Genomic DNA, 21,384 nt, shown 5'->3' with positions numbered 1-21,384 from the left:
ATCTGAGCGGGCTGACCTCGCTGCCCGAGGGCACGACCTTCAGCAACGGCGGCTACGTCGATCTGAGCGGGCTGACCTCGGAGATCCAGCCGTACCATGGCAAGAGCATTCGCCTGCGCCATGTCGACGGCTACACGATGCTTATCCTGTCTGAGCGCAGCCAGAATGGCACGGAAATCGCCCATGCAGCCTATTTCGGTGGTGGCGAGATCGAGAAGCTGCGCCGCTGCTACATCGCCAGCAATGGCGAATATAACGCTCACGGCCGGACGATTGAGCATGCGGTGCGTTACCTGCGGTTCAAGGTCATGGAGCGCGATTTCGACCAGGCTGAACTGGTCGCCGAGATCCGCGAGCGCGGCACCGTCCATATCAACGATTTCCGCCTGATCACCGGCGCCTGCGAAGAGGGCACGCGCGAGGGGATGGCGCAGGCCGGCCTTGACCGTGACGCCGACGAACTGCCGCTCCCCGCGGTGCTGGCCGCCGTTCACGGCAGCTATGGCGACCGGTTCAAGGCCCTATTTATCGAGGTGGCGGCATGAGCGATGAAGCCTCAGCTTCCGCCGACAGCGCGGTCGCATCGTCTCTTGCCAATCGATTTGCCGACATGAGTGCCTTTGAAATCGCGATGATGGTTATCGGCGAGCGGGCCGATGCCCAGAAGGTCAGGCAGCAGGCTGACGAGCGGCTGGCCGCCCTTAACCGGGCGAACGCGCAGATCACCGAACTGAAGGGTGACCTTCGCCGCGTCCAGAGCGATCTTGCCGATCGCGAGCGCTGGGGAGATCATCTGATGTCGATGCTCAAAGCATATTCGGTCCAAGAGACGTGCGAAGGCACCGGCGGCATTGTTTTTGCGAAGCACAATGTCGTTGCACGGAAGAAGGGCTCTCAGCAATTCGCGGATGGCGATTTCGGCAGCGTCACCTGCAACCGCGCGCCTTGGGCGGATGAATTTGCCGAGCGGGGGAGTGTCCCAGCTTCTGAAGCGATCCATCACGGTTGGTGGTTCGAGTGCCATGGGTGTGGGCGCAAGATCGACGAAGATCTCCCCAGCCTCTGGGAAAGCGAGGTAAGGAACGGCGAACCGCTGAAAGGGCAGCAGTTGCTCTACGCGCAGTGGCGCCCGGAACATGTCATCGGCAACATGGATACGGCCATCTTCTGCCGAAAGTCCTGCAAAGATCATCATGATGCACATGAAAGGGAGCGCAAGAGGCGCCAGAAGCGCGCCATAGAGGCGTTCAAACGGATCATCCTCAAGCGCTTCCCCGATGTCACCTTTCCGCCGGATCCTGAATGTGATGCCCCATACTACCGACGCTCGCAGCATGCCTATGCCGAGAAGCGCGGCGATCGGTGGCGGCTCACGCAAATCATAGTCTATTTCAACTTCCCCGGCATGGCCATCGCGCCGGCATCGCTCGAATACCGCTTCCAAAGCGATACCCCTCGCGAGAAGCGCAAGCCGGCATACCATTGCTGCAATGGAGACCGGGAAGCCTTCGAGGCTTGGGCGAACCCCGAGAAGGCGGCGGCATGAGCAAGTTCGGCGCCGACACCGACGACTTCACCCTGGCCAGGACGCGCTATGGCGTCTGCCACAGCATCCCTGTGGGCGGGGAGGGGCGGCGCGTCCACTGCAAGCGGAACGCGGCCACCTGCAAGTTCTGCCATGAGCATGGCGTGCCGGCGGCCGACCCCGACCCGTTTGACACCGCCTGCGCCGCGCTGCGCGCCCATTGGGGCCAGCGTTGGATGGAGAGCGACCGCCAGCCGGGCGACCTGAAGGCTGACGAATATTGGCCCGCCGACGGCATCCACATCGTGGCGCTGGACGATGAGACCCGCGCCCGCACCATCCTCGTCAGCTTCGGCGAGAACGACACCGCCATGGGCGCGATCAGCGCTATCTGCGCGGTCCACAATGAGATGATCGGGAGGCCGGATTGACTTGGCCCAACCTTACCCCGCGCCAGCGCACCATGCTCATCGAGAGCGAGCCTGACGATCTGACCGGCCGCGAGGGCATCGGCATCGAACTGCGTACCGGCGCAGATTATGCCGTCGCCAAGGCGCTGGAGCGCCGCAAGCTGGGCCATCGCGAAGGGCCGGGCGGGTTTCTGCCCGGCATGTATTGGAACAATCCGATGGGGCTGGCGGTGCGCGCGGCCATCATGACCGATGAGGACGCCCGATGATTATCCCGCGCCTCACGCCACCACAGAAGCGCCTGCTGCGGGCGTTGGAGCCGCCACAGGCCGATGGATGGGCGCGCTACATCCCGCGCCAGCATATCCGCGGCGACGGGCTGGTGTCCGCCTGGGCGCTCTGGCGCCGCGGCTACGTCGCGACCAACCCTGACACGGATGGACCGTCCGCCTTCGCGCGCCGCCGCGACGGCTGGGTGCAACTCACGCCGCTCGGCATCGAACTGCGCGCCTTGATCCAAGGAGAAGGAAATTGAACGACAACCGCGATCGGCGGCAGGACAGCCTGCTGCGCATGGCCAAGGTGCGGGAGCGCACCGGCCTTTCGCCTGCCACCATCTACCGGCGCGAGGCTGCCGGCACCTTCCCTAAGCGCGTGCCCATCGGGGTGCGCAGCGTGGCCTGGTATGAGAGCGACATCTCTGACTTCGTCGCCGCGCCCATGGCATATAGGGCGGATGCAGCATGATCGGTCCAATCGACATGCTGCTGTGGTGCCCACAGTGCAACGCTCAGCACATCGACGCTCCGAGCGAGGGATGGGACAATCCTCCGCACCGGTCGCACCTGTGTCATGAGTGTGGCTGCATCTGGCGCCCCGCCGATGTCCCGACCAATGGCGTGGCCGAAGTCAAGACGGCCGGCGACGCGGACACTTGGGGATGGACCGGCGGATATAGCCTGTTGCCTCCCTTGGGCCGCAGGCTATCGGATGCGCTGGTTTCGCTCGAAATCGCGGAGAGGGACCGGCACGATCTTCTGCATGCCCTTGGCTGGATGACAGGGCCGTTCACCGACGACGGCACGCGCCAGGTCGTGATGGATGATACCGCCGGCCTCCGGCCTGAAATGGTCAAGGCTCGTCGTCGCGCGCAGGAAGCTGAAGGTAGCGCGATGATGTGGCACATGATCGCGGGCGAACGCGTCGAAGATGCACAATCTGGGCTCTTGCTGCGCATTTGGCGCCAGTTGCGCGAAGAGCAGCAGGCGCGGCGTCTGGCAGAAGCTCGTCTCGAAAAAGCTCAGACGCCATTTCAGGGGCGCGTTAAGCCGTGGATGATCGATTGCTTCGGGGCGACGATCAGCGGTGACAAGCTGGAGCGATCAGATCGAGCCGTCGAGGAGATGCTCGAACTGTCGCAAGCCGTTTGCGCCTTGATCGGCGTCGATTTTGCGCCTCGGGCCCACGCCCTTGTCGATTATGTCGCCGGCCGTCCGGTTGGTGAGATACCCCAGGAAGTCGGCGGGGTAATGGTGACGCTCGCCGCCTTGTGTCTCGCTGTCGGGGTGGACATGCATGATGCTGGCGAGGCCGAGCTGGACCGGATCAACCAGCCGCACATTATCGAGAAGATCCGAGCCAAGCAGGCGGGAAAGCCGACCGGATCGGCGCTGCCGGTTGCCTCGGTTAAGCCCGCACCTCATCCCGACACCGAGCGGCTCGACGCGCTGCGCGATGAATGTTGGGATTTGCGTTGCTTCAGCGTGCCGACTGGCGGCGACGATGCTGATGTCGCGTGGAGGGTGGTAGGCCATTGGATGGCCGAGCCGCACGAGCGCACCATTGCCGAATGCTGGAGCGATGATCCGCGCGTTGCCATCGACGCGGCCATTGCTGGCCCCATGAAGGAAGCGAGCGCATGATCAAGGGCGTCATCATGCTGTCCGACGACACCTGCGTCTTCGAAGCCTGCTTCATTCACGCGCCGCGGGTGGGAGAGTACCTGTGGGCCACGACCAATGCGGGCGAAGAAATCCGCCAGCGTCATGGCACGACGGCGTTTCTCGTAAAGGAGGTCGCCCACTGGTGCCTGCCTGGATACGTCCCTGACGCTGGGCGCGATTCCATCCACAAGATCGCGATCTATGTAGATCCGATCATCGATGCCACAGCGGAAGAGGAGGCATAGGCATGCCTCGCGACCTATTCGGCCAGCCGATCGCGCCGCGCGCGTCCGACATCCGCATGGAGGTCGAATTCGACCTGGCCGGCCGTGCGCGGCTGTGGCTGCGCTATGTCTGGGATGAGGACATGCCGGCCGCCGCGTTCCTGATGAACAATCCATCGATCGCTGGCGGCGATGATAGCCCATTCGATCCGACGGCCAAGCGGACCATCCGCTTCGCCCACACGCACGGCTGTGGATCGGTCTGGCTGGTCAACTGGTGCCCGCTGATTGCGACCCATCCGGCCGACCTGTGGAAAATGCTGGCGGGCGGCGGGGAAGAGTGGTGGCAGAAGCGTGAGCACTGGCAGCGCGTCAATGGCCTGGCGGTCGAGCGGGCCGGACGGGCAGCATCGATCCGCGTCGTGGCATGCGGCCCCGACGGCTTCCGCCGTCATCCTGATCTGGTGCGCCGGGCGCTGCAAGCATTCCTTTGGCACTATCCACCGATCCAGCAGAAGCATGATGCAATGTGTCTTGGCGTAACGCCGGAGGGCGCTCCGCTCCACCCTTTAGCGCGCGGAAAATTCGCGATCCCCAACGCCACACGATTCATGCAATGGGTACCGAACTGGGAGGCTGGCCGGCCGTTTGGCACGTGCGCCTGAGGCTGCGCCCCATCATACAGCGCGAGGCGTTCGCCTTCGTGGGGCAGCATCATCGCCACCATCCACCCCCGCGCGGCGACCTGTGGCGTCACGCTGTGACGACAGGAGACGGCGCCTTGGTCGGCGTCGCCATTGTCGGTCGGCCGGTTGCAAGGGCGCTGAACGACGGATTCACTTGCGAGGTTGTCCGCCTCTGCACCCTCGATGCACCTAACGCTAATTCGATGCTCTATGCTGCGTCGGAGCGGACCGCTCGAGCGCAGGGATATCGGCGCGGCCTCACATATCTCCTGGCATCAGAGTGGGATCGGTTCGATCCTGAGACCGGCCGCAGGATCGGCGGGGCAGGGTGTCGCGCTGCCGGCTGGCGAGAGCTGTGGCGCGTGCCAGGGCGCAGTTGGAACACGCCTTCGCGCCCACGCATTGACCGCCACCCTACATCAGATAAAGTCGCGATCGGATGGGGCGAATGGGAAAATATAGCCTAGTCGCTGTGGGGGCATTCATGGGGGCATTAGTCCCATTGCCCAACAATGGATTGGCGCTTTTCTGCGAAAAATCACGCTACCTTCGGTAGGTGCCGGGCCCACCAACTCTCGATTTCATGATGATCATATGATATCGTAAATCTCCTTTAATCAGAGGTTTACGATCCGATCTTCATCCAGAATGTAGCAGGACGTTTCAGGGCATCTCGCGAATCTGGGGGTATCGGTGGGGGTATCGAAACCACATTTGGGGGTATCGATGACTCTGACTTTTGCCATGGCCCGCAATGCGGCCGCGACCGGGAAAAACTACAAGCTAGCCGATGAAAAGGGCCTATTCCTTTACGTTACGAAGGCTGGTGCGAAATCCTGGCGATTCAAATACCGATTCGGCGAAAAGGAAAAGCTGCTCACCTTCGGCCTTTTTCCCGAAGTCGGCCTCGCCGAGGCGCGTGACCGACAATCGCAGGCGCGTGCGATGCTACGTGATGGTCTGGATCCCGCAGTCGAACTTGAGCGCCGCCGGCTGATGGCGCTTGCTGCTGCCGATGCCACCTTTCAGGCAAAGACGGAGGAATGGCTCGATGACAAGCGGCCCCTATGGTCGGCGGCCAATGCCTTCAGGGTCCGTTCGAGGCTCGAAAAGGACATTTTTCCTGTTTTTGGACATTTGCCGGTCAGCCAGTTGAGCAGTGAGCTTGTGCTGCTTGCCCTCAGGCGGATCGAACAGCGCGGCGCGATTGAAACCGCCAAGCGCGTTCGCGGTTATGTGCTTGGCGTGCTCAAACGCGCCCGGGCGGAAGGTCTCGTCTCTACCGAGCTTGTCGTGAGCGTCGAAATCATCCGCGATGCGCTGCGGCCTTCTCCGCCCGGTATAAAGCAGCCGGCTCTTACGCGAGTGCCTCAACTGATAGAGTTCCAGCGGCGTGTCGACCTGTCTACCGGCAGCGCGCAGACCCGGCTTGCGTCGCGTCTACTGGCGCTCAGCGCCGTTCGGGTCGGGGTCTTGCGAACCGCTCGTTGGGAAGAGATTGAAGGTATCGACTGGAGCGACCCGGATCGCCCTTGTCCCGCGGCGCTGTGGCGTATTCCTGCCGCCCGGATGAAACTGGCTGTGGAGGATAAGGCTAATCCGATTTTTGGCCACGACGTCCCGCTCTCCCGGCAGGCAGTCGCGACGCTTCACGCTATTCGTGCGCTAACCGGTCAGTTCGCCCTTCTCTTCCCAAGCACCAGGACATGGCGGGAGCCGATGAGTGATGCTGCGATCAGCACCCTGTATAAGCGACTATGGGGTGGCGTTTATAAGGGACGCATGGTCCCGCATGGTTGGCGTTCTGCATTCTCGACTGTGATGAACGAGAGAGCCGCAGAACTGGAGCGTGACGGGGATCGAATGATCATTGATCTTGTCCTTGCCCATGTCCCCAAAGGCACATCGGCATCGGAGTGGGCGTATAATAGGGCCCGCTATTTCAAACCCCGCCGGGAAATGCTGCAAAGCTGGGCGGACCTGATCATGGACGGCCTCCAGCACCCCAACGCTATTATCGGGCTCGACACCAGCGTAGCTGGCCCGGAACGATCTGCTTCGAACGTGTTGCAATTCCGGCGTTAACCGATCTGATCAGACGCTTTTGACAGAAGGCTTGTCGCGATTTGCTGGCTCTGCGCCATTGCGCCCGAATTTTCACACTCTAGCCTAGCGCCGGAGACGAAACTCGACAATTTCGAAAGCCCAGATCGTCGTCAATGACGAGTGCGGAAAGGTCACCATCGATGATGAGGACGGAGCCTGGCGCTTCATAACGCCGACCCAGTGAGGAGGGCTGTGACTGCAGGATGAGCCTGCGTGCCCCAATCGTAACCACCACATGGTCCTTGCCGAGTGCAGCCTGGAAGCTGCGGCCACGATCGCACCGGAAGGACATCCGCTCATTCTGGGAGGCATGAGCGGTCAATGGCGCTGCAGCGATGAAGATGGCCATTGCGGCCACGCAGGATTTGAAGAGTGACGCTGTCAAAGATCGATCCATGCACATGTCAACATTCGCATTCTCGCAGCGTTCCGAAAAATTACAGCGGCGCTGCAAAAGAGCCGAAGAGCATGGCTGGGAGACGGTGCGGGAACCGCGCTAGGCCCCAGCTGTTCGATAAGCTGGCCGGTGCGCAAGACCCGCGCGCAGGTCCGATTTTTCAGCGAGAGGGCGTGTTCATGGGCGAAATTGACAAGGTTGAACATAATGAAGGCGAAAGCCGTTATGAATTGAATGTCGATAGTCAGGTCGCGATTGCAGACTACAAGCGACGTGATGGGGCTTTGCTATTCACTCACACGCAGGTGCCGGCCGCGCTAGAAGGGCAGGGTATTGGCTCCAAGCTTATTGGCGGTGCTCTACAGGATGCCCGGTCGAAAGGACTCAAGGTCGTACCCTTGTGCGCATTCGTCGCTGCTTATTTAGAGCGTCATCCTGAAGAGCAGGATTTGCTGGCGGTTGACGCCCCGGGCTGAGGGAGCGAACGCACGCCCGATCGCAACCGCGCCACCGGCTCGCACGAGCCAGATTCCCGCGCTAGCCCGTCAGTCGGTCGGGATGCCGCTGCAAAGCGCTGTCGAAGGAAACTTGGTACGCCGATGGTCACGGCCACTGGTCACCAATGTCGAGACGATTTGCGTCTCTCTGTTCTAGCGGCAGGCGATTTCCTGCTGCGCCGTCAGGCTCCTGCCGGCATTCCCGCATCCTGATCGGGCGGAAGAGCTATAGGCGTTGCGGCGCAGATTGTGCGCAGCGCCTGTTTTAAACCCTCTTCCACAGTAGGATGATAGAAAGGCATGTTCAGCAACTGCGTGGCGGTGAGGCCACCCTGAACAGCCCAGGCCAGCATATGCGCGAGATGCTCTCCTGCCGGCGCGACAAGGTCGGCGCCTATAAGCCTGCCATCTGGTGCCGCGGCGTACAGCGTAAGAACGCCACGATTTTGTCCATCAACGCGGGCACGCCCCTGGTCGGAGAAATCCGCAGTTCCCGTGACCGCGCCGTCTTCCTCAGCCTTGCCTATCCTCGCAAGCACCGGCTCGGTGAATGTGATAGCGAAGGGGGGATTGCGATCTACCGGGATTGGCGCGGGAAACGCCACGGCGTTGCGCCCGGCGATGGCGCCGTCGTGCGAGGCTTCGTGAAGTAGCGGCAAGTCCCCCGCTGCATCGCCTGCAAGGAAAACTGCGCTTTCCCCGCAGCGCATCGTTGCTCGATCATGCCTGGGAACCCCATTGTCATCCAGTTCGAGCTGCACGCTTTCGAGTTGGAGGCCATCAAGCTGAGGCTTTCGTCCCACAGCTACCAGCACCTTGTCGAAGAAGGCCTCACCCTCACTCGAGCCAGTCCAGCTCAGCTTTGCCCCATCCTCATCCCGGTGCGGCGTCACATCGACGCCAAGGCGCACCGTCATCTTGTCGTCAAGAATTTCATGCAATCGCGCATGGACCTTTGCGCAACGTATTTTTGCCATGCGCTCGCCCTTGTCGAACAGCGTGACCTCAACACCAAGCTGTGCAAATGCCTGAGCCAGCTCAAGCCCGATGGCGCCTGAACCGATCACCGCGAGGCGCTTTGGCAGGTCATCTAGTTCGAATATGGTGTCGCTCGTAAGCGCGGCATCACCTAACACCGAGAATTGCGTCGGCAATATGGGTGTAGAGCCTGTGGCAATGACGATGGTGCGTGCTTCCACCACGCGTCCGTCATCGAGATGGAGGCGGCCAGCTCCAATAAAACTGGCGCGAGCGCGGACGGCAACTCCCTCAGGTAGGTCCTGGATAGACTCGCGCGTAAGGCGAGCAAACCTGTCTCGTTCCGCACGTACGCGCCGCAGTACAGCAGGCCCATCGATCTTGATGCCTTCTACCACAATGCCAAAAAGCTTCGCACGCCTGATGCGCTCGGCTTCCCGGCTTGCGGCGATCAACAATTTGGAGGGCATGCAACCAACCAGTGCGCAGGTCGTCCCGCCAAATTCAGGGTCGATGAGCAGCGTCGAGGCTCCATTCTTGCGGGCGGCACGCTCCGCTGCAAGACCCGCTGTGCCACCGCCGATCACTGCCACGTCGCAGCAAAGCGTGGTCGTCATGCGCCGCGTCCAGCAATCTTGATCGACTTGACGTTGACAAACTCCTTGAGCCCCTCGGGCCCATGCTCGCGACCATAGCCCGACATCTTGACGCCGCCGAACGGCAGATCCGGCGAGGCAACATCGAAACTGTTGATGAATATCATTCCGGTATCGAAATGTTTTGCGGCCATTTCGCGCGCGCGATCTACGTCGCGGCTGAAGATACCGCCACCAAGCCCGTAGCGGCTGTCATTTGCAATTCGCATCGCATCCTCGTCATCCTTGGCGCGGATAATCGAGGCCACTGGCCCGAATAGTTCATCATCATAGGCGGGCTGGCCCGGCGCAACATCGACGAGAACTGTAGCAGGATAGAACCAGCCAGTACGCTCAGGCACTTCTCCGCCGACCAGAAGGCGGGCGCCCTTTTCCACGCTGTCTTCCACCTGTTGATGCAGCTTGTCGCGCTGTGCCTTGCTAACCAGTGGCCCGAGCTTTGTCGCCTCTTCCCTGGGATCCCCCATTTGGATGGCTCGGAACTTCTCGACATATGCGTCGACAAAAGCATCGTGATTTTGTTCGGTGACGATGAACCGCTTGGCGTTAACGCAGGTCTGACCATTATTGTAGATGCGGCCCGCCACGCAGGTTTCTACAGCGAGATCAATGTCGGCATCGTCGAGAACAAGGTAAGCGTCGTTGGATCCAAGTTCCAGCACGGTCTTTTTGACGAGCGCGCCAGCTTTGGCTGCAACTGACTTGCCGGCGCGATCGCTTCCGGTCAGGGTGACGGCGCGAACCAGATCATTCTCGATCACCTTGTCGGACTGTTCGTGGGAAATGATCAGAACCGTAAAAAGGCCTTTGGGAAGCCCAGCGCGCTCATACAGATCACGCAGGAACAATCCGCTGCCGGTGCAACTCTCCGCATGTTTGAGGAGCACGCCATTGCCCGCCATCAGGCTCGCAATCGAGTAACGCACCGCCTGATAGGCCGGGAAATTCCAAGGCTGAATACCATAGACGACGCCGATCGGCGCATGGGTGACATAGGCAGTGGCTCCGTCTGCCGAACGCTCCTCGTCGGCCAGAACGTTCGGACCATTTGCCGCCGTATAGTCGCAAATGGCTGCGACCAGATCGACCTCGCTTCGGCTGACGCCGATCAGCTTACCCACTTCCTGCGTCATCAGAGCCGAAAACTCTTCCTTTGCGTCGCGCAGGGCCTGTCCGATCGCAGCAATAATCGCGGCGCGATCTTCCAGGCTGCGCAAACGCCATTCAAGGAATGAATTGTGACAAGCGGAGATGGCACGAGCCATCTCATCATCGGACATATAGTCGTAGGTGGCGATCAACTCTTCTGTCAGTGGATTTATGGTACGGGCGGTATTGGCGCTCATGGGGCATGTCCTTGCAATGAAGTGAGGTCGTGCGGCGTTCAGCCGTGGCGCGTGCGATGTTGTTGGAGCGTCGACCAGATGCCTGCGAGAGCTGCAGTGACCTCAGTTCGCCAACCATCGGTCGGCAGATGGCGCACGGCCGAATGGGCAGCGCATACATAGGGAGCTCCGTACCACCTCTCTGCCAACTCTTGTGCCCACGCGATGAACGCGTCGGCAGCGCCAGGGCGGTGTTGCAATGCCTTTCCCAGCATTGGATGAAAATGCAGCCGTGACTGGGGGAATATGCGGCCGAGCGCACCCGGTGCTGCCAGGACCATCAGCGTGTCATCGACATGAACGATGCCGCTTTGGCGATGTCGTACGAAGACAGAGGCAGCATGGACGCGTTTGTCGTTTGTCACCAGATCGAGGCCGGCTGGGATGGAGAATTCGAGATCATTGAACTGAGCCTGCGTTTCAGCATCTTCAATCACAGCCTGTTCCCAAGGTAGTTCAGGCGCCTTCTCATGATGCCGGCGCGTGCCGAACAGCCGGGCATGCGGCGCGAGATCATGGGCTGCAGCGCAATGAAGCGTGTGAAATGGGTGGACGTTGATGATCGTGTCAATCGCCGCGCCGTTATCGGTCAGGCCCAGAACTTTCTCTCGATCGGATCCTGCAACGCCGTAGCTGTCGATCAGAATGAAGCTTCCGTCGCGCTTGCGCACGAGCGAGGTTTGCGTGCCGATGTCGAATATCTTGGCGATCTTGAAAGAGCCACGGATGTTCCAGAAATTCTCGTGAAGCTGCTGCATCTATAATGGGATCCACGGGAGAAAACGCGAGCGTCTGTCTCGCAATGCCGTCATAAAACGCGGCAATTATGTTGGTTCCAGTGGACGTCGATTGGAGCAGACCAAGCGACTTTAGAACGGGTTAGGCGTCTAACGGGCAACCTTGTCCAGTTGTTCGAAAGTTAAGTGCCCAGCTCACCTGTCGACGGCGCCGGGGAAAGGAAAGTGATAGCCCGTGCATCCTGCGCATGCATCCTAAAGGTAGGGAGGCAGACGCAGGCAATCGAATATAGACATGTGATTATCGCCGATGGGGCATACATGCATGCGGCTCCGCGCGCTCCAACCCACTGCTTCGCCAACAAGACTTAAGGGGGCCAAAAGAAGCTGCCCGCCTATCAGACTGGGTAGGTCACACCGTCATGTCGAGGAGATGACACAACAATCCTAGCTGCACCTTTAGTCCGAATTTATCGCATCAACCCAACGATCGCCGCAAACAGAACACCGCAAAGAATGCCAAGCGCCAATGCAGCATCAAACTCGAAGACAGATTGGGCGCGCGTAGGTGACTCGGTGTCAGGGCGGTTCAACGTTCAAGGCTCCAGTCGTTGGTTGGCGGAGGAAACGAACCCTGTCCCAGATTGGTTGCGCAAAATATTCCGAGCGGGATGGGGCTACCGTTGAGTGTACGCGAATGTCGTAGCGTCTCCTGGGCAAATGCGTCGGCAAATGACGGACGCCGCTGTACTCGCCGGGCGTCACGGAGGGGGGGCTGGGATGGTCGAACGGGTGTTTGAGCCTCTGTTTTCGAGAGTAGCTTCAAGATGACGATGAATGGTTAGGATTGTCGTTGGGAGATTCTTTCTACCAATGACGGATCCGGCCGGTATCGACATGAACGAAATTGCTTTCGGGATAATAGCCTACACCACCTGCGCGCAGCGAGAGGGCTGCTTTGTGGAGATTGGCGAGGCGCACATTCTTGAGCCTTATGTCGACGGCTTTGCCAAGCATATGCTGGCTCTTGGATGCGACGCCGGACGAGCTGCGGTGCAGCCTGCCATTTGTCTTTGGCGAACGGTAACCCGATATCAGTGTAAAATGGGCGCGTTTGTCTGCGCCGGTCGCTGCCTGGAGGTGGACGAGCGTGTCGAGGAGGCTCGTATCCATCCTGATCGTCTCGCCCGTCCGCCAGTCACGCATGAAGTGATTAAGCTCGGCGATGCCATCCCTGCGGAAGCGTCCGCCGGAAAAATAGCAGACATCGATATGCTCCGAATTATGCAGGTTGCGAAAGGCGAGCCGTCGTTCCGGAATGAATGCCCATGAAGCTTCAGGAAATAGCTGCGCCATACCGCAGGCTGCGGCGCCGAACAGCACCGACCGTCGATCGAATATCATAAATGTCGTTGGTCCCGAACATGTTTCAGGGAGATAAAGGCCGCTCGCAAGCGTTGCCTATGTCCCTGTCATATAAGGTGTTTCTGGCGACGTGAAAAGATCGGTTCCATGGCAATTTCGGATTTTGGCCTCGGTTGGTCTCATTTTTGCAGCTTCAGCGCAGGCATCCACGCCTGCCAGAGACCAAACGGGCGCTCCAGCCCATTTCCCGGCAGGCATCGATCCGGCCATTTTTCAGGCCCAGGTCCAGCTTGATCGAGCGGGCTTTGCGCCGGGCATCATCGATGGAAGAAAAGGCCGCTTTTTCGTGATGGCCCTCAAAGGATTTCAGGAAGCGCGCGGGCTGGAGCAAAGCGGCGTGCTTGATGCCGCAAGCCGCAAGGCATTGGCGGGAGAGAGGGCGCCAACGCTCATTCGCATGGTCCTGAAAGCGGAAGCACTCGAGGCCTCTTTTACGCCAGACATCCCCTCAAGGATCGTCGATCAGGCGACGCTCCCATTTCTTGGCTATCGCAACCTGGTGGAGAAGCTCTCTGAGCGTTTCCATACAAGCAGCGACATCCTCATTCGGCTCAATCCGGGTCTCAAAGCCCCCAGAGCCGGGATGGAATTGCTGTTGCCCGGACTCCTACCATCTGATCGAACCTATGAGCCGGGCCTGCCGGCAAGATGGCGGGATGTTCTGGCGGATCTCAATATTAGCGCGAGCCAGCCGCGCGCAGCCAAAATCGTCGTCAGTAAATCGCAGAGCGTGCTCAGAGTCTACGACGCACAGGACCGGCTAATTGCTCAGTTCCCGGCGACGACAGGCAGCGATCACGATCCGCTGCCGCTGGGGAAATGGATGATCCGGACCATCGCCTTCATGCCCACCTATCATTACAACCCCGATCTCTTCTGGGACGCAGACAGTAGTGACCAGAAGGCGCAGCTCAGTGAGGGGCCGAATAACCCTGTGGGGGTCGTTTGGATCGATCTCAACAAACCGCATTACGGCATTCACGGAACTCCCGAACCAACCCTCATCGGCCGTTCGCAAAGTCATGGCTGCATTCGCCTGAGCAATTGGGACGCTGCCCGTCTCGCCCAGATGCTGCGTGCCGATACTCCGGCTGAATTTGTTGCGTGACCGGCGTCGTCGAGTTCTTGGCGCTCGATCAGTAGCATGACAGCGCGCCTGCGCCGGAGCCGCGACCGAGGTCACGCGTTGTAGGAAAGAGATTGTGAGGAGAAATGCGTGCCTAAATCCCTTGTCGCCCTTCCGATGGTCGCCATCGCCCTGACCCTGGCGGCCTGCAGCAGCCAGTCGGGCAGCGGAAACCGGGCCGACACGGCGTCGGCGCAGCGGCAAGCGCAGTGGAACGAGGACGCAATCCATGATCTCAAGCAGGCCATTGACAGTCGCGCCGCGCATGGCCTCGACCATCTATCCTTCGGCGTTGAAGGAGAGCCAACAACAAGCGCCGGTCAGGACGCGCTTACCCAAAGTGCTTTGCGCTATGCCAGGGCATTGGCTGGCGGCGCGAGCGATCCAAAAAAGCTCTATGAGGTCTACACCCTCGGCACCTTCAGGCCGGATCTCCAACGCGGGCTGAAAGACGCGCTGGCATCGGGCAAGCTGCGCGGCTGGCTCGATGGCCTTGCGCCGCAGGAGGAAGACTATCGCAATCTTTCCAGGGCCTATCTGGCGCTTGGGAAGGAGCGAAGCGGTGCCGCAAAACCCATCCCCGACGCAGGAAAGCCGATCGATCCTGGAACATCCGACAGTCGCATGCCCGCGATCGAACGGCAGCTGGTGGCGTCGGGCTATCTGGATCGGGCTGGCAATGCCGGCATTCGCTACGCCGAGCCGCTAGTGCGCGCCGTCAAGCATATGCAGGTCGATTATGGCATCAAGCCCGACGGCGTGATCGGCGAAAAGGCCCTTGAAATCCTCAACCTGTCGGATGCCGATCGGGCGCGGGAAATCGCCGTTGCCATGGAGAGGATGCGGTGGCTCGACCGGGCGCCGCCCGGAACGCGGATCGACGTCAACCTCGCCGCCGCGCGCCTCACTTATTGGCGCGACGGGAAGATTGCCGATACGCGCAAGGCGGTGGTGGGCGAACCTGACACCGAAACGCCCCAGCTGGGATCGCCCATCTATCGGCTGGTCGCCAATCCGACCTGGACGGTTCCTCGGTCGATCCAGAACAAGGAGATCGCAGGCAAGGGCGCTGGCTACATGAAGCGCAACAACATGGTTTGGAAGGATGGCTGGATCGTCCAGCAGCCAGGTCCGAAAAACTCGCTGGGGCTGGTCAAGTTCGACATGAAGAACGACCATGAAATTTATCTTCACGATACGCCGGCCAAGCAGTTGTTCTCAGAGGTTCAGCGCCAGCGCAGCCATGGCTGCATCCGGGTCGAGGATGCGGTGGGTTTTGCCGAGAAGATCGCCCGGGACGAAGGCATTCTGGATCAATGGAACAAGGTGCGCGCGACGGGCAAGGAAGGCTTTGTCGAACTGCCGCGGGAAATCCCGGTTCGCCTGCTTTATTCAACAATATTGTTCGACAATAAAGGGGCGCCGGTGATCCGGGCAGACCCTTATGGTTGGAATGAGCGAGTGGCAAAGGCGCTTGGCTTTGGCCAGCGTAAGGGTTCCCGCCTTCGGGCCGGCGGCGATGATGTCGGGCCCTGATGAGCGCGTGATGAGCTGGCGGGGACATCGCTACGAGTGCGGAAGAGCCTATGTAGGCCGTCAGAATTCAGGATCAAAAAAAATCCCCACTATGTAAAGTGGGGACATATTTTAGAAAATATTATCTCCGTTTCATTACGAATATCGCAAAAGATATCGATCTGAAATTCGTAGCATGGATCTGGCTCTATTTTTCGCCATTATCCTTGACGCCGACGGTCGGAACTTCGATTTGTTCCTTCTTGGTGCCGACCACGACTTCCTTGGAATCTACATCAACCTTCGGGAGTTCGCCGCCCTTGACGCTGACTTCCGGCATATCCCCTCCCTTTACGTCCGCAGACCAGAAGCCGGTCGCGAACAGGATGCCCGCGATCACTAGGGCGGCTATCACAAGAATTGCGATGGTGCGTCCCGGCCCCTTCTTTTCGATCACCACATGATCATTATACCTGTTGTCAACCATCCCGTCCTCCTAAATGTTGGTAGCATTGGGAACGAGGTCGGACAGAATCTGTTCCGATTGAGAAATATTCTTAATTGGAAACATGAAAACTTGCGACCCGTATTGGCAGACACACTCACTCGGTATGGAGTGGACTTGAGCCCACATGACGCTAGTGGTCTCAGCGCTAATCAAATTTCTCGTTTTACCGACCGAATTTTCCAGCCCAGTGGATCGCGTTCGTAAGGATGCGGCGATAATTTGGATCGTCGTAGCTTTCCGGCAAATGTCCGAGCGCCGAGTAGACGACACGCCCCTTGGTGGCTGGATTGGTCCAAATCACCGGATGCGATCCCATCGTCAGCTTGGCGCCGGGGTGGTAGCTCGCCTCGTCGATCCGGGCGAGTATCGCCATGCCCTGCATTTTCGGGTTCGCATCGAAGGAATACCATTCATCGACGGGCGCCCAAGGCATGGTCACGCCAGCCATGACGGGATGCCGTGGTTGGTCGACGATGACTTGCGCGGATTGAAACTGATCCTCGCCTCCGGGATGCCCGATGAATTTGGTGCCGATGATCGTTCCGGTATACCAGGGCGCCTTGTGGCTGTTGTCTCCGGCCGCGTGCAGCGCCACCACGCCACCGCCGCGCGCGACGAAGCGCGCAAAGGCTGATCGCTGCGCCTCGGTCAGGAAATCACCGCTCGCACTGTTGAGAATGATGACGGAAAAATGCCGCAGCTGTTCGTCGTTGAAGATTGCCGCATTTTCGGTGGTGTAGCTGGCATGTCCCAGATTGGCAGCAATATCAGCCAGGACCATGTTGGAATGAGGTATATGCTCAATATGCCGCCAGCCATTGGTCTTGGACAGGATGAGCACCGCATGCTTCAGGTTTTTCGGAAGAGTCGGGGCGGCAGTGTCATAGGTGGGCGCAGGCAGATGAGGGTTGGGCGCCACCTGTGCCATGGTCAATAGCGCGATGGTCGCGAATATTCTGTACATCGTCTCTCCTTTGGCGCGCTGGCCCATGACGCTGCTTGTCGGGTCAGATCACCCCAGCCTGCATCTGCTTGACCGCGTGATCGGCGGCTCGGGCGGTCATCGCCATGAAGGTCAGCGACGGATTGACGCAGGACACAGAGGCCATTTGCGCACCATCGGTGATGAACAAATTGACGGCGTCATGCGCCTGATTCCATTTGTTGAGCACCGACGTGGCGGGATCATGCCCCATTCGGGCGCCGCCCATCTCATGGATCGCCTCACCTGGCACATGCTTGCCGCGACCGCCGGTCACGTTCGTAAGCCCCGCCTTGCGCAGCATCAGCATGCCCTGTTCCAGCGCATCGTCCATCATCCTGATTTCGTTGTCGCGGAAACGGACGTCGAAGCGCAATAGCGGCGTGCCGAAGCGATCGGTCTTGCTGTGGTTCAGCATGACGCGATTATCCTCATAGGGCAGGCATTCCCCAAAGGCGCCCATGGTAAAGCGCCACGGCCCATATTCGCGCATCCCGTGCTTCATGGACAGGCCAAAGCCTTCGGGCGCGGACGCCTGACGGCCGGCGCCTCCCTGAAAGCCGTAGCCGCGCTTGAAGGGCAGATCCTCCGCTTCCAGATTGCGGAAGCGCGGCACATAGACGCCGCCGGGCCGTCGGCCATATTCGACAAATTCGCTCATGCCCGGAATGTCGCCCGACACGCCGACACGGAAGATATGATCCATCACCGCGCTGCCGAGCGCACCGTTGGAATGGAAATAGCTGCGTTCGCTGCCTGCCGGACGGGAGTTGAGCAGGATGTGGAGCGAACTCATCGCCGATGCGCACAGAAAGACCATGCGGGCCTGAACGACTTCCACCTGGCCAGTATTGGCGTCGACCATCCGGACGCCGGTGACGCGCTTTTGGGCTGGGGCATATTCCAGGTTCGTGACCCAATTGTCCGAACGCAGCGTCAGCCGACCCGTGGCGCGGGCGGCGGGCAGTGTGACGGCCTGTGTCGAGAAATAGGCGCCGAAACTGCAGCCCCGGTCGCATTGTGCCCGCTTCTGACAGCGGGTGCGATTTTGCTCGGGCTTATCTTCTGTGATGTTGCTGAGGCGCGCGTTGATCAGCTTGCGTCCGGGAAATTCGCTTTCCAGCCGTTCCTTCAGCCATTTTTCGGCGACGTTCATCGGAAAGGGCGGCATGAATTCACTGTCGGGAAGATAAGGCAGATTTTCCCGAGCACCCGAAACGCCGATATAATTTTCGACATAGCTGTACCAGGGCGCGACATCGTCATAGCGGATGGGCCAGTCGGTCCCCACGCCCTCCTTCTTGTTGGCCTCGAAATCGGCCTGGCTCCAGCGGAAGCTCCAGCGCCCCCAGGTCAGCGACTTGCCACCGACCACTGACGGGCGAACCCAGTTGAACTTGTTGGGCGCGTCATAGTCGTAGGGGTTGAGCCGGTCGTTGATGAAGAAGGGCTGGGTGGCGGGCGAGACCCAGCCGTTGAGCGCGAAATAGTCGCTCTTGGCAAGGGCGGCCGGCATCCTGCCACGTGCTGGAATGTCATAGGCCGACTTGCCGTCGAAGGGATAATCTTCCCCATGTTCGACCATGCGACCGCGATCGACCATAAGGACGCGCAGCCCCTTTTCCGTAAGCTCCTTTGCGGCCCAGCCGCCGCTGACGCCCGAACCAATGACGATAGCGTCGAAACGATCTGTTGCTGCCATGATTTTGTCCTTCCGATGAGCGTGTCGGAAATGAATGGATCGAGGATCGAAGGCGATTGCCCGCCCTATGAGGAGAAGATCCGCTTGACCTTGGCATAGGGGTAGGCCCCGTCATATTCGCCGGGGACGGGCAGATATTCGCGTTCCTGCGTGATGCCGATTTCGGACGTGTAATAGCCGGTGATGACAAGCTGGCGGAACGCCTCGAAAAAGGGAGTTCCACCTGGCAATTCGCCGTTCATCGCAAGGGTCAGCAATGCATCCTGCTGCGCGGCCGAGGCTTTTACGGCCGGCTTTTTATAATCGGCCAGGCTGCGGGCATCGATGGCGGCCAGACCGTCGAAGATCGTTGCCCGTTCATCGGTGATCGCCCAGTCGCCCAGCATATGTTCGATATATTCGGGCACGCCTGCAGCAATGGCGCCGGGCGTATCGGATGTCGGCAGGATGCGTTCGCTCAGCGCCGTGACCAGGGCTCTTTGTGCGGGCGTGAATATGATCTCAGGCGCGCCGGTATTGATGACCGGGTTCGGCTGGTAGGCGATGGCCCGTGCAAGCGGGGCGAAGATGTTCGCGCCCAGCACGCCGACGATGGACGCGAGCGCCGCTCTGCGGTCCATTAAATCCTACCATCACGAAGATCGTCGGCCGGGCATGATATCTCAAGATGAGATATCGATACTGAAACCGCAGAGGTGAAAAGCGGTAGCGCTATCATTTTAGCGCAATTCATAGACGCACAAGAGTGTCTCTTGGTCATTTTCCTCGCCCATTTATATTTTTAGTCGCGCAAAATATGCACGAAAGGACCTAGTAGTCAATGGGGTCAGCCGCGATGACATATGGTGTGGTTAGCGCTATCAATGTTGTCGCGGCTCGCCGGAAGATTTTCAGGGTAAGCGGTATGTGATCGATGCGGGCCTGTACTCAGCCGCCGAAGCTCTAGGTTGATGCTAGATGACTGTTTCGAGGGAACAGGTGCAGGCGTCGGAAGGTTGGCGGTTCTTTGGAGGGCTGCATGAGATATAGTGACCGTATGACGTTGTTCGCGCGCCTCGGTTTCGCTGCACGCGGTCTCGTGTACATCATCATTGGATGGCTTGCGCTCGACGTCGCATTGCACGGTGGCGAAACAACCGACAATCAGGGTGCTTTAGGCACTTTGGCTGACGCGCCGCTTGGTCATGTCCTATTGTCGTTTTGTGCGGTTGGATTTGCTGGATATGCGGTCTGGCGGCTTACAGAGGCAGTCATCGACCCTGAGCGCCGCGGTCGAACCGTGAAAGGACAGTTTGAAAGACTTGGCTATGGCTTAAGTGGTGTGTCTCATATCATGCTGGCGACCGCCGCAGGCAAAATGGCTCTTGCGCAAGCGAGCAGAGAGCATGGAAGTCCTGGAGATGAAAGCGCGCAAGGTTGGTCGGCATGGCTTCTGGAGCAACCGGGAGGTGTGTTCATGCTTATTCTGCTCGGCGTCCTCCTGCTCATCGTCGCGATTGCCCAAGCGCTCAAGGCGTATAAGGCGCGGTTTGACGATCTCAGCGGCGACGTGCCGGCTCCCGACTATGTTCGGTGGATAGGACGTATTGGATATGCAGCCCGTGCGCTGGTTTTCTCCCTCATCGGCTGGTTCATTATATCTGCGGCGTTGAACCATGACCCCGATCGCGCCGGGGGGCTTGGGGAGGCGCTGCGGCAGCTACGGGCGCAGGATGAAGGGACGCTTATTTTAAGCGTGGTCGCTTGCGGGCTGGGGCTGTTTGGGTTGTTCAGTCTGATCGAGGCGCGATATCGAAGAATGAAGGTAGTAACGCCCCAATTTCTGCGGTGACGCCGCTCTGGTTTGCTATTGCCCTACTGATATTCGCTATGTGCTATGCGATTTGGCAGACTTGCCGTCGCCGCGCGGGATGGTCTGCCGTGTCAGTGGATGCTCTGCCTGCGATGCCCGCTTTGGCGTTGATCGCCTTGGGCCTTGGCCTGCTCTCGTTCATCGTACGACTGGTCATGCGGGTCGGTACGGAATTCCTATGGCTTCAGCTTGGCTATTTCAGCTGCTACGCTTTCTTTTACATTGCAGGTTGTGCAGCGGCACGGAGCGGGCTTCTTGAGCGTATCACATTGCGGGATGCTGCGGGCTGGCTGATTGTTTCGATTCTCGCAATCTCCACGTTGCCGCTCATGCTATTGATACGTGGGCGGTTGGGGGGATTTGAGGGAGGATGGAACATCAATGCATTCTATTACGCAATTTGGGATCCAGCGGTCGCGTTCGGGGTGATCCTGGGTTTGCTGGCTGCTGCGCAGCGATGGGGGAGGAATTCCACGCAAATTGTGTCGAGGCTCGGATCGACGGCTTTTGGCGCACTCATCCTGCATCCGCCCGTCCTGGTTGCGCTAAGCGTTCTGGCCATGCCGTGGGCAGAGGCGCCAGTGCTGAAATTCATTGTCATCAGCTGCGCAGCGTGCGTTGCCTCGTTCGCGTTATCAGCAGCTATAAAAAGTTGGACGCCTCGAAAAACGCTGGCCTTTGGGGGGTAGATTTGATTCACTTCGCCGACGCTGTGGCGGAGGCAGAAATG

General features: G+C 59.6%; 24 protein-coding genes. 16 read left to right on the top strand and 8 right to left on the bottom strand.

Features of this window, described 5'->3' with window-relative positions; all coding sequences use genetic code 11:
- From AC0KVN_RS26125 to AC0KVN_RS26070, 12 genes are all read left to right on the top strand, one after another.
- Positions 1 to 545, top strand: a 545-nt coding sequence (locus AC0KVN_RS26125; RefSeq protein ID WP_483656614.1) for a hypothetical protein, incomplete at its 5' end; no start/stop codon positions are given.
- The gene (locus AC0KVN_RS26120; protein WP_483656613.1) at positions 542 to 1,546 is read left to right on the top strand and encodes a hypothetical protein; all 1,005 of its coding nucleotides are present in this window, start codon (positions 542 to 544) and stop codon (positions 1,544 to 1,546) included. The genes AC0KVN_RS26125 and AC0KVN_RS26120, both read left to right, overlap by 4 nt.
- Complete coding sequence (locus tag AC0KVN_RS26115; RefSeq protein ID WP_483656612.1) at positions 1,543 to 1,956, top strand: hypothetical protein; 414 nt, start codon at positions 1,543 to 1,545, stop codon at positions 1,954 to 1,956. Before AC0KVN_RS26120 ends, AC0KVN_RS26115 begins: the two co-directional genes overlap by 4 nt.
- A complete protein-coding gene (locus AC0KVN_RS26110; protein WP_483656611.1) occupies positions 1,953 to 2,204 on the top strand; it encodes a hypothetical protein in 252 nt (83 codons plus the stop codon). Before AC0KVN_RS26115 ends, AC0KVN_RS26110 begins: the two co-directional genes overlap by 4 nt.
- Positions 2,201 to 2,470, top strand: a complete 270-nt coding sequence (locus AC0KVN_RS26105; protein WP_483656610.1) for a hypothetical protein — start codon at positions 2,201 to 2,203, stop codon at positions 2,468 to 2,470. Before AC0KVN_RS26110 ends, AC0KVN_RS26105 begins: the two co-directional genes overlap by 4 nt.
- Positions 2,467 to 2,682: a helix-turn-helix transcriptional regulator gene (locus AC0KVN_RS26100; protein ID WP_483656609.1), complete on the top strand. Its 216-nt coding sequence runs from the start codon at positions 2,467 to 2,469 to the stop codon at positions 2,680 to 2,682. The genes AC0KVN_RS26105 and AC0KVN_RS26100 overlap by 4 nt, the downstream gene beginning before the upstream one ends.
- Positions 2,679 to 3,857 carry a hypothetical protein gene (locus tag AC0KVN_RS26095; protein WP_483656608.1) on the top strand — a complete coding sequence of 393 codons (1,179 nt, stop codon included), beginning with the start codon at positions 2,679 to 2,681 and terminating at the stop codon, positions 3,855 to 3,857. The genes AC0KVN_RS26100 and AC0KVN_RS26095 overlap by 4 nt, the downstream gene beginning before the upstream one ends.
- The gene (locus AC0KVN_RS26090) at positions 3,854 to 4,123 is read left to right on the top strand and encodes a hypothetical protein (RefSeq protein ID WP_483656607.1); all 270 of its coding nucleotides are present in this window, start codon (positions 3,854 to 3,856) and stop codon (positions 4,121 to 4,123) included. Before AC0KVN_RS26095 ends, AC0KVN_RS26090 begins: the two co-directional genes overlap by 4 nt.
- Before the next feature lie 2 nt (positions 4,124 to 4,125).
- Positions 4,126 to 4,767, top strand: coding sequence for a DUF1643 domain-containing protein (locus tag AC0KVN_RS26085; protein ID WP_483656606.1), 642 nt, complete (start codon positions 4,126 to 4,128; stop codon positions 4,765 to 4,767).
- Positions 4,719 to 5,255, top strand: a complete 537-nt coding sequence (locus AC0KVN_RS26080) for an XF1762 family protein (RefSeq protein WP_483656605.1) — start codon at positions 4,719 to 4,721, stop codon at positions 5,253 to 5,255. Before AC0KVN_RS26085 ends, AC0KVN_RS26080 begins: the two co-directional genes overlap by 49 nt.
- A 259-nt stretch (positions 5,256 to 5,514) precedes the next feature.
- Positions 5,515 to 6,873 (top strand): tyrosine-type recombinase/integrase, encoded by a 1,359-nt coding sequence (locus tag AC0KVN_RS26075; protein WP_159366601.1) that lies wholly within the window; start codon positions 5,515 to 5,517, stop codon positions 6,871 to 6,873.
- Positions 6,874 to 7,470: 597 nt separating this feature from the next.
- Positions 7,471 to 7,767 carry a GNAT family N-acetyltransferase gene (locus AC0KVN_RS26070; RefSeq protein ID WP_072895640.1) on the top strand — a complete coding sequence of 99 codons (297 nt, stop codon included), beginning with the start codon at positions 7,471 to 7,473 and terminating at the stop codon, positions 7,765 to 7,767.
- A gap of 203 nt (positions 7,768 to 7,970) precedes the next feature.
- Here the strand turns inward: AC0KVN_RS26070 and AC0KVN_RS26065 are convergent, their stop codons facing one another.
- The 4 genes from AC0KVN_RS26065 to mepK all read right to left on the bottom strand — a co-directional run bounded on the left by AC0KVN_RS26065 (position 7,971) and on the right by mepK (position 12,948).
- Positions 7,971 to 9,383: a dihydrolipoyl dehydrogenase gene (locus tag AC0KVN_RS26065; RefSeq protein WP_097383999.1), complete on the bottom strand. Its 1,413-nt coding sequence runs from the start codon at positions 9,381 to 9,383 to the stop codon at positions 7,971 to 7,973.
- A complete protein-coding gene (locus AC0KVN_RS26060) occupies positions 9,380 to 10,768 on the bottom strand; it encodes an NAD-dependent succinate-semialdehyde dehydrogenase (protein WP_483656604.1) in 1,389 nt (462 codons plus the stop codon). The genes AC0KVN_RS26065 and AC0KVN_RS26060 overlap by 4 nt, the downstream gene beginning before the upstream one ends.
- Positions 10,769 to 10,806: 38 nt before the next feature.
- A complete protein-coding gene (locus tag AC0KVN_RS26055) occupies positions 10,807 to 11,565 on the bottom strand; it encodes a hypothetical protein (RefSeq protein WP_435568274.1) in 759 nt (252 codons plus the stop codon).
- A gap of 846 nt (positions 11,566 to 12,411) precedes the next feature.
- Positions 12,412 to 12,948 carry a peptidoglycan L,D-endopeptidase MepK gene (gene mepK / locus AC0KVN_RS26050; RefSeq protein WP_159366598.1) on the bottom strand — a complete coding sequence of 179 codons (537 nt, stop codon included), beginning with the start codon at positions 12,946 to 12,948 and terminating at the stop codon, positions 12,412 to 12,414.
- A gap of 124 nt (positions 12,949 to 13,072) precedes the next feature.
- Between mepK and AC0KVN_RS26045 the strand changes: the two genes are divergently transcribed.
- The gene (locus AC0KVN_RS26045; protein ID WP_072896096.1) at positions 13,073 to 14,077 is read left to right on the top strand and encodes a L,D-transpeptidase family protein; all 1,005 of its coding nucleotides are present in this window, start codon (positions 13,073 to 13,075) and stop codon (positions 14,075 to 14,077) included.
- A 108-nt stretch (positions 14,078 to 14,185) separates the two neighbouring features.
- Positions 14,186 to 15,631 (top strand): L,D-transpeptidase family protein, encoded by a 1,446-nt coding sequence (locus AC0KVN_RS26040; protein ID WP_164488863.1) that lies wholly within the window; start codon positions 14,186 to 14,188, stop codon positions 15,629 to 15,631.
- A gap of 187 nt (positions 15,632 to 15,818) precedes the next feature.
- On the opposite strand, the gene AC0KVN_RS26035 is transcribed toward AC0KVN_RS26040, so the two are convergent.
- From AC0KVN_RS26035 to AC0KVN_RS26020, 4 genes are all read right to left on the bottom strand, one after another.
- Complete coding sequence (locus tag AC0KVN_RS26035) at positions 15,819 to 16,097, bottom strand: hypothetical protein (protein ID WP_048939478.1); 279 nt, start codon at positions 16,095 to 16,097, stop codon at positions 15,819 to 15,821.
- 184 nt (positions 16,098 to 16,281) lie between these two features.
- Positions 16,282 to 17,082 (bottom strand): ThuA domain-containing protein, encoded by an 801-nt coding sequence (locus tag AC0KVN_RS26030; protein WP_159366597.1) that lies wholly within the window; start codon positions 17,080 to 17,082, stop codon positions 16,282 to 16,284.
- Between the two features lie 43 nt (positions 17,083 to 17,125).
- Positions 17,126 to 18,802, bottom strand: a complete 1,677-nt coding sequence (locus tag AC0KVN_RS26025; protein WP_159366596.1) for a GMC oxidoreductase — start codon at positions 18,800 to 18,802, stop codon at positions 17,126 to 17,128.
- Positions 18,803 to 18,867: 65 nt separating this feature from the next.
- The gene (locus tag AC0KVN_RS26020; protein WP_097383992.1) at positions 18,868 to 19,422 is read right to left on the bottom strand and encodes a gluconate 2-dehydrogenase subunit 3 family protein; all 555 of its coding nucleotides are present in this window, start codon (positions 19,420 to 19,422) and stop codon (positions 18,868 to 18,870) included.
- Between the two features lie 398 nt (positions 19,423 to 19,820).
- On the opposite strand from AC0KVN_RS26020, the gene AC0KVN_RS26015 reads away from it, so the two are divergent.
- Together AC0KVN_RS26015 and AC0KVN_RS26010 are read left to right on the top strand one after the other, a co-directional pair.
- Entirely contained in the window at positions 19,821 to 20,633 is an 813-nt protein-coding gene (locus AC0KVN_RS26015; protein ID WP_072895696.1) for a DUF1206 domain-containing protein, read from the top strand.
- A gap of 38 nt (positions 20,634 to 20,671) precedes the next feature.
- On the top strand, positions 20,672 to 21,343 hold the full coding sequence (locus tag AC0KVN_RS26010; RefSeq protein WP_483656603.1) for an acyltransferase family protein: 672 nt from the start codon (positions 20,672 to 20,674) through the stop codon (positions 21,341 to 21,343).
- Positions 21,344 to 21,384: the final 41 nt, after the last annotated feature.

The sequence above is a fragment of the Sphingobium sp. SG1 genome, from assembly GCF_057063145.1.
This window is presented reverse-complemented; position numbering and strand designations above follow the sequence as displayed.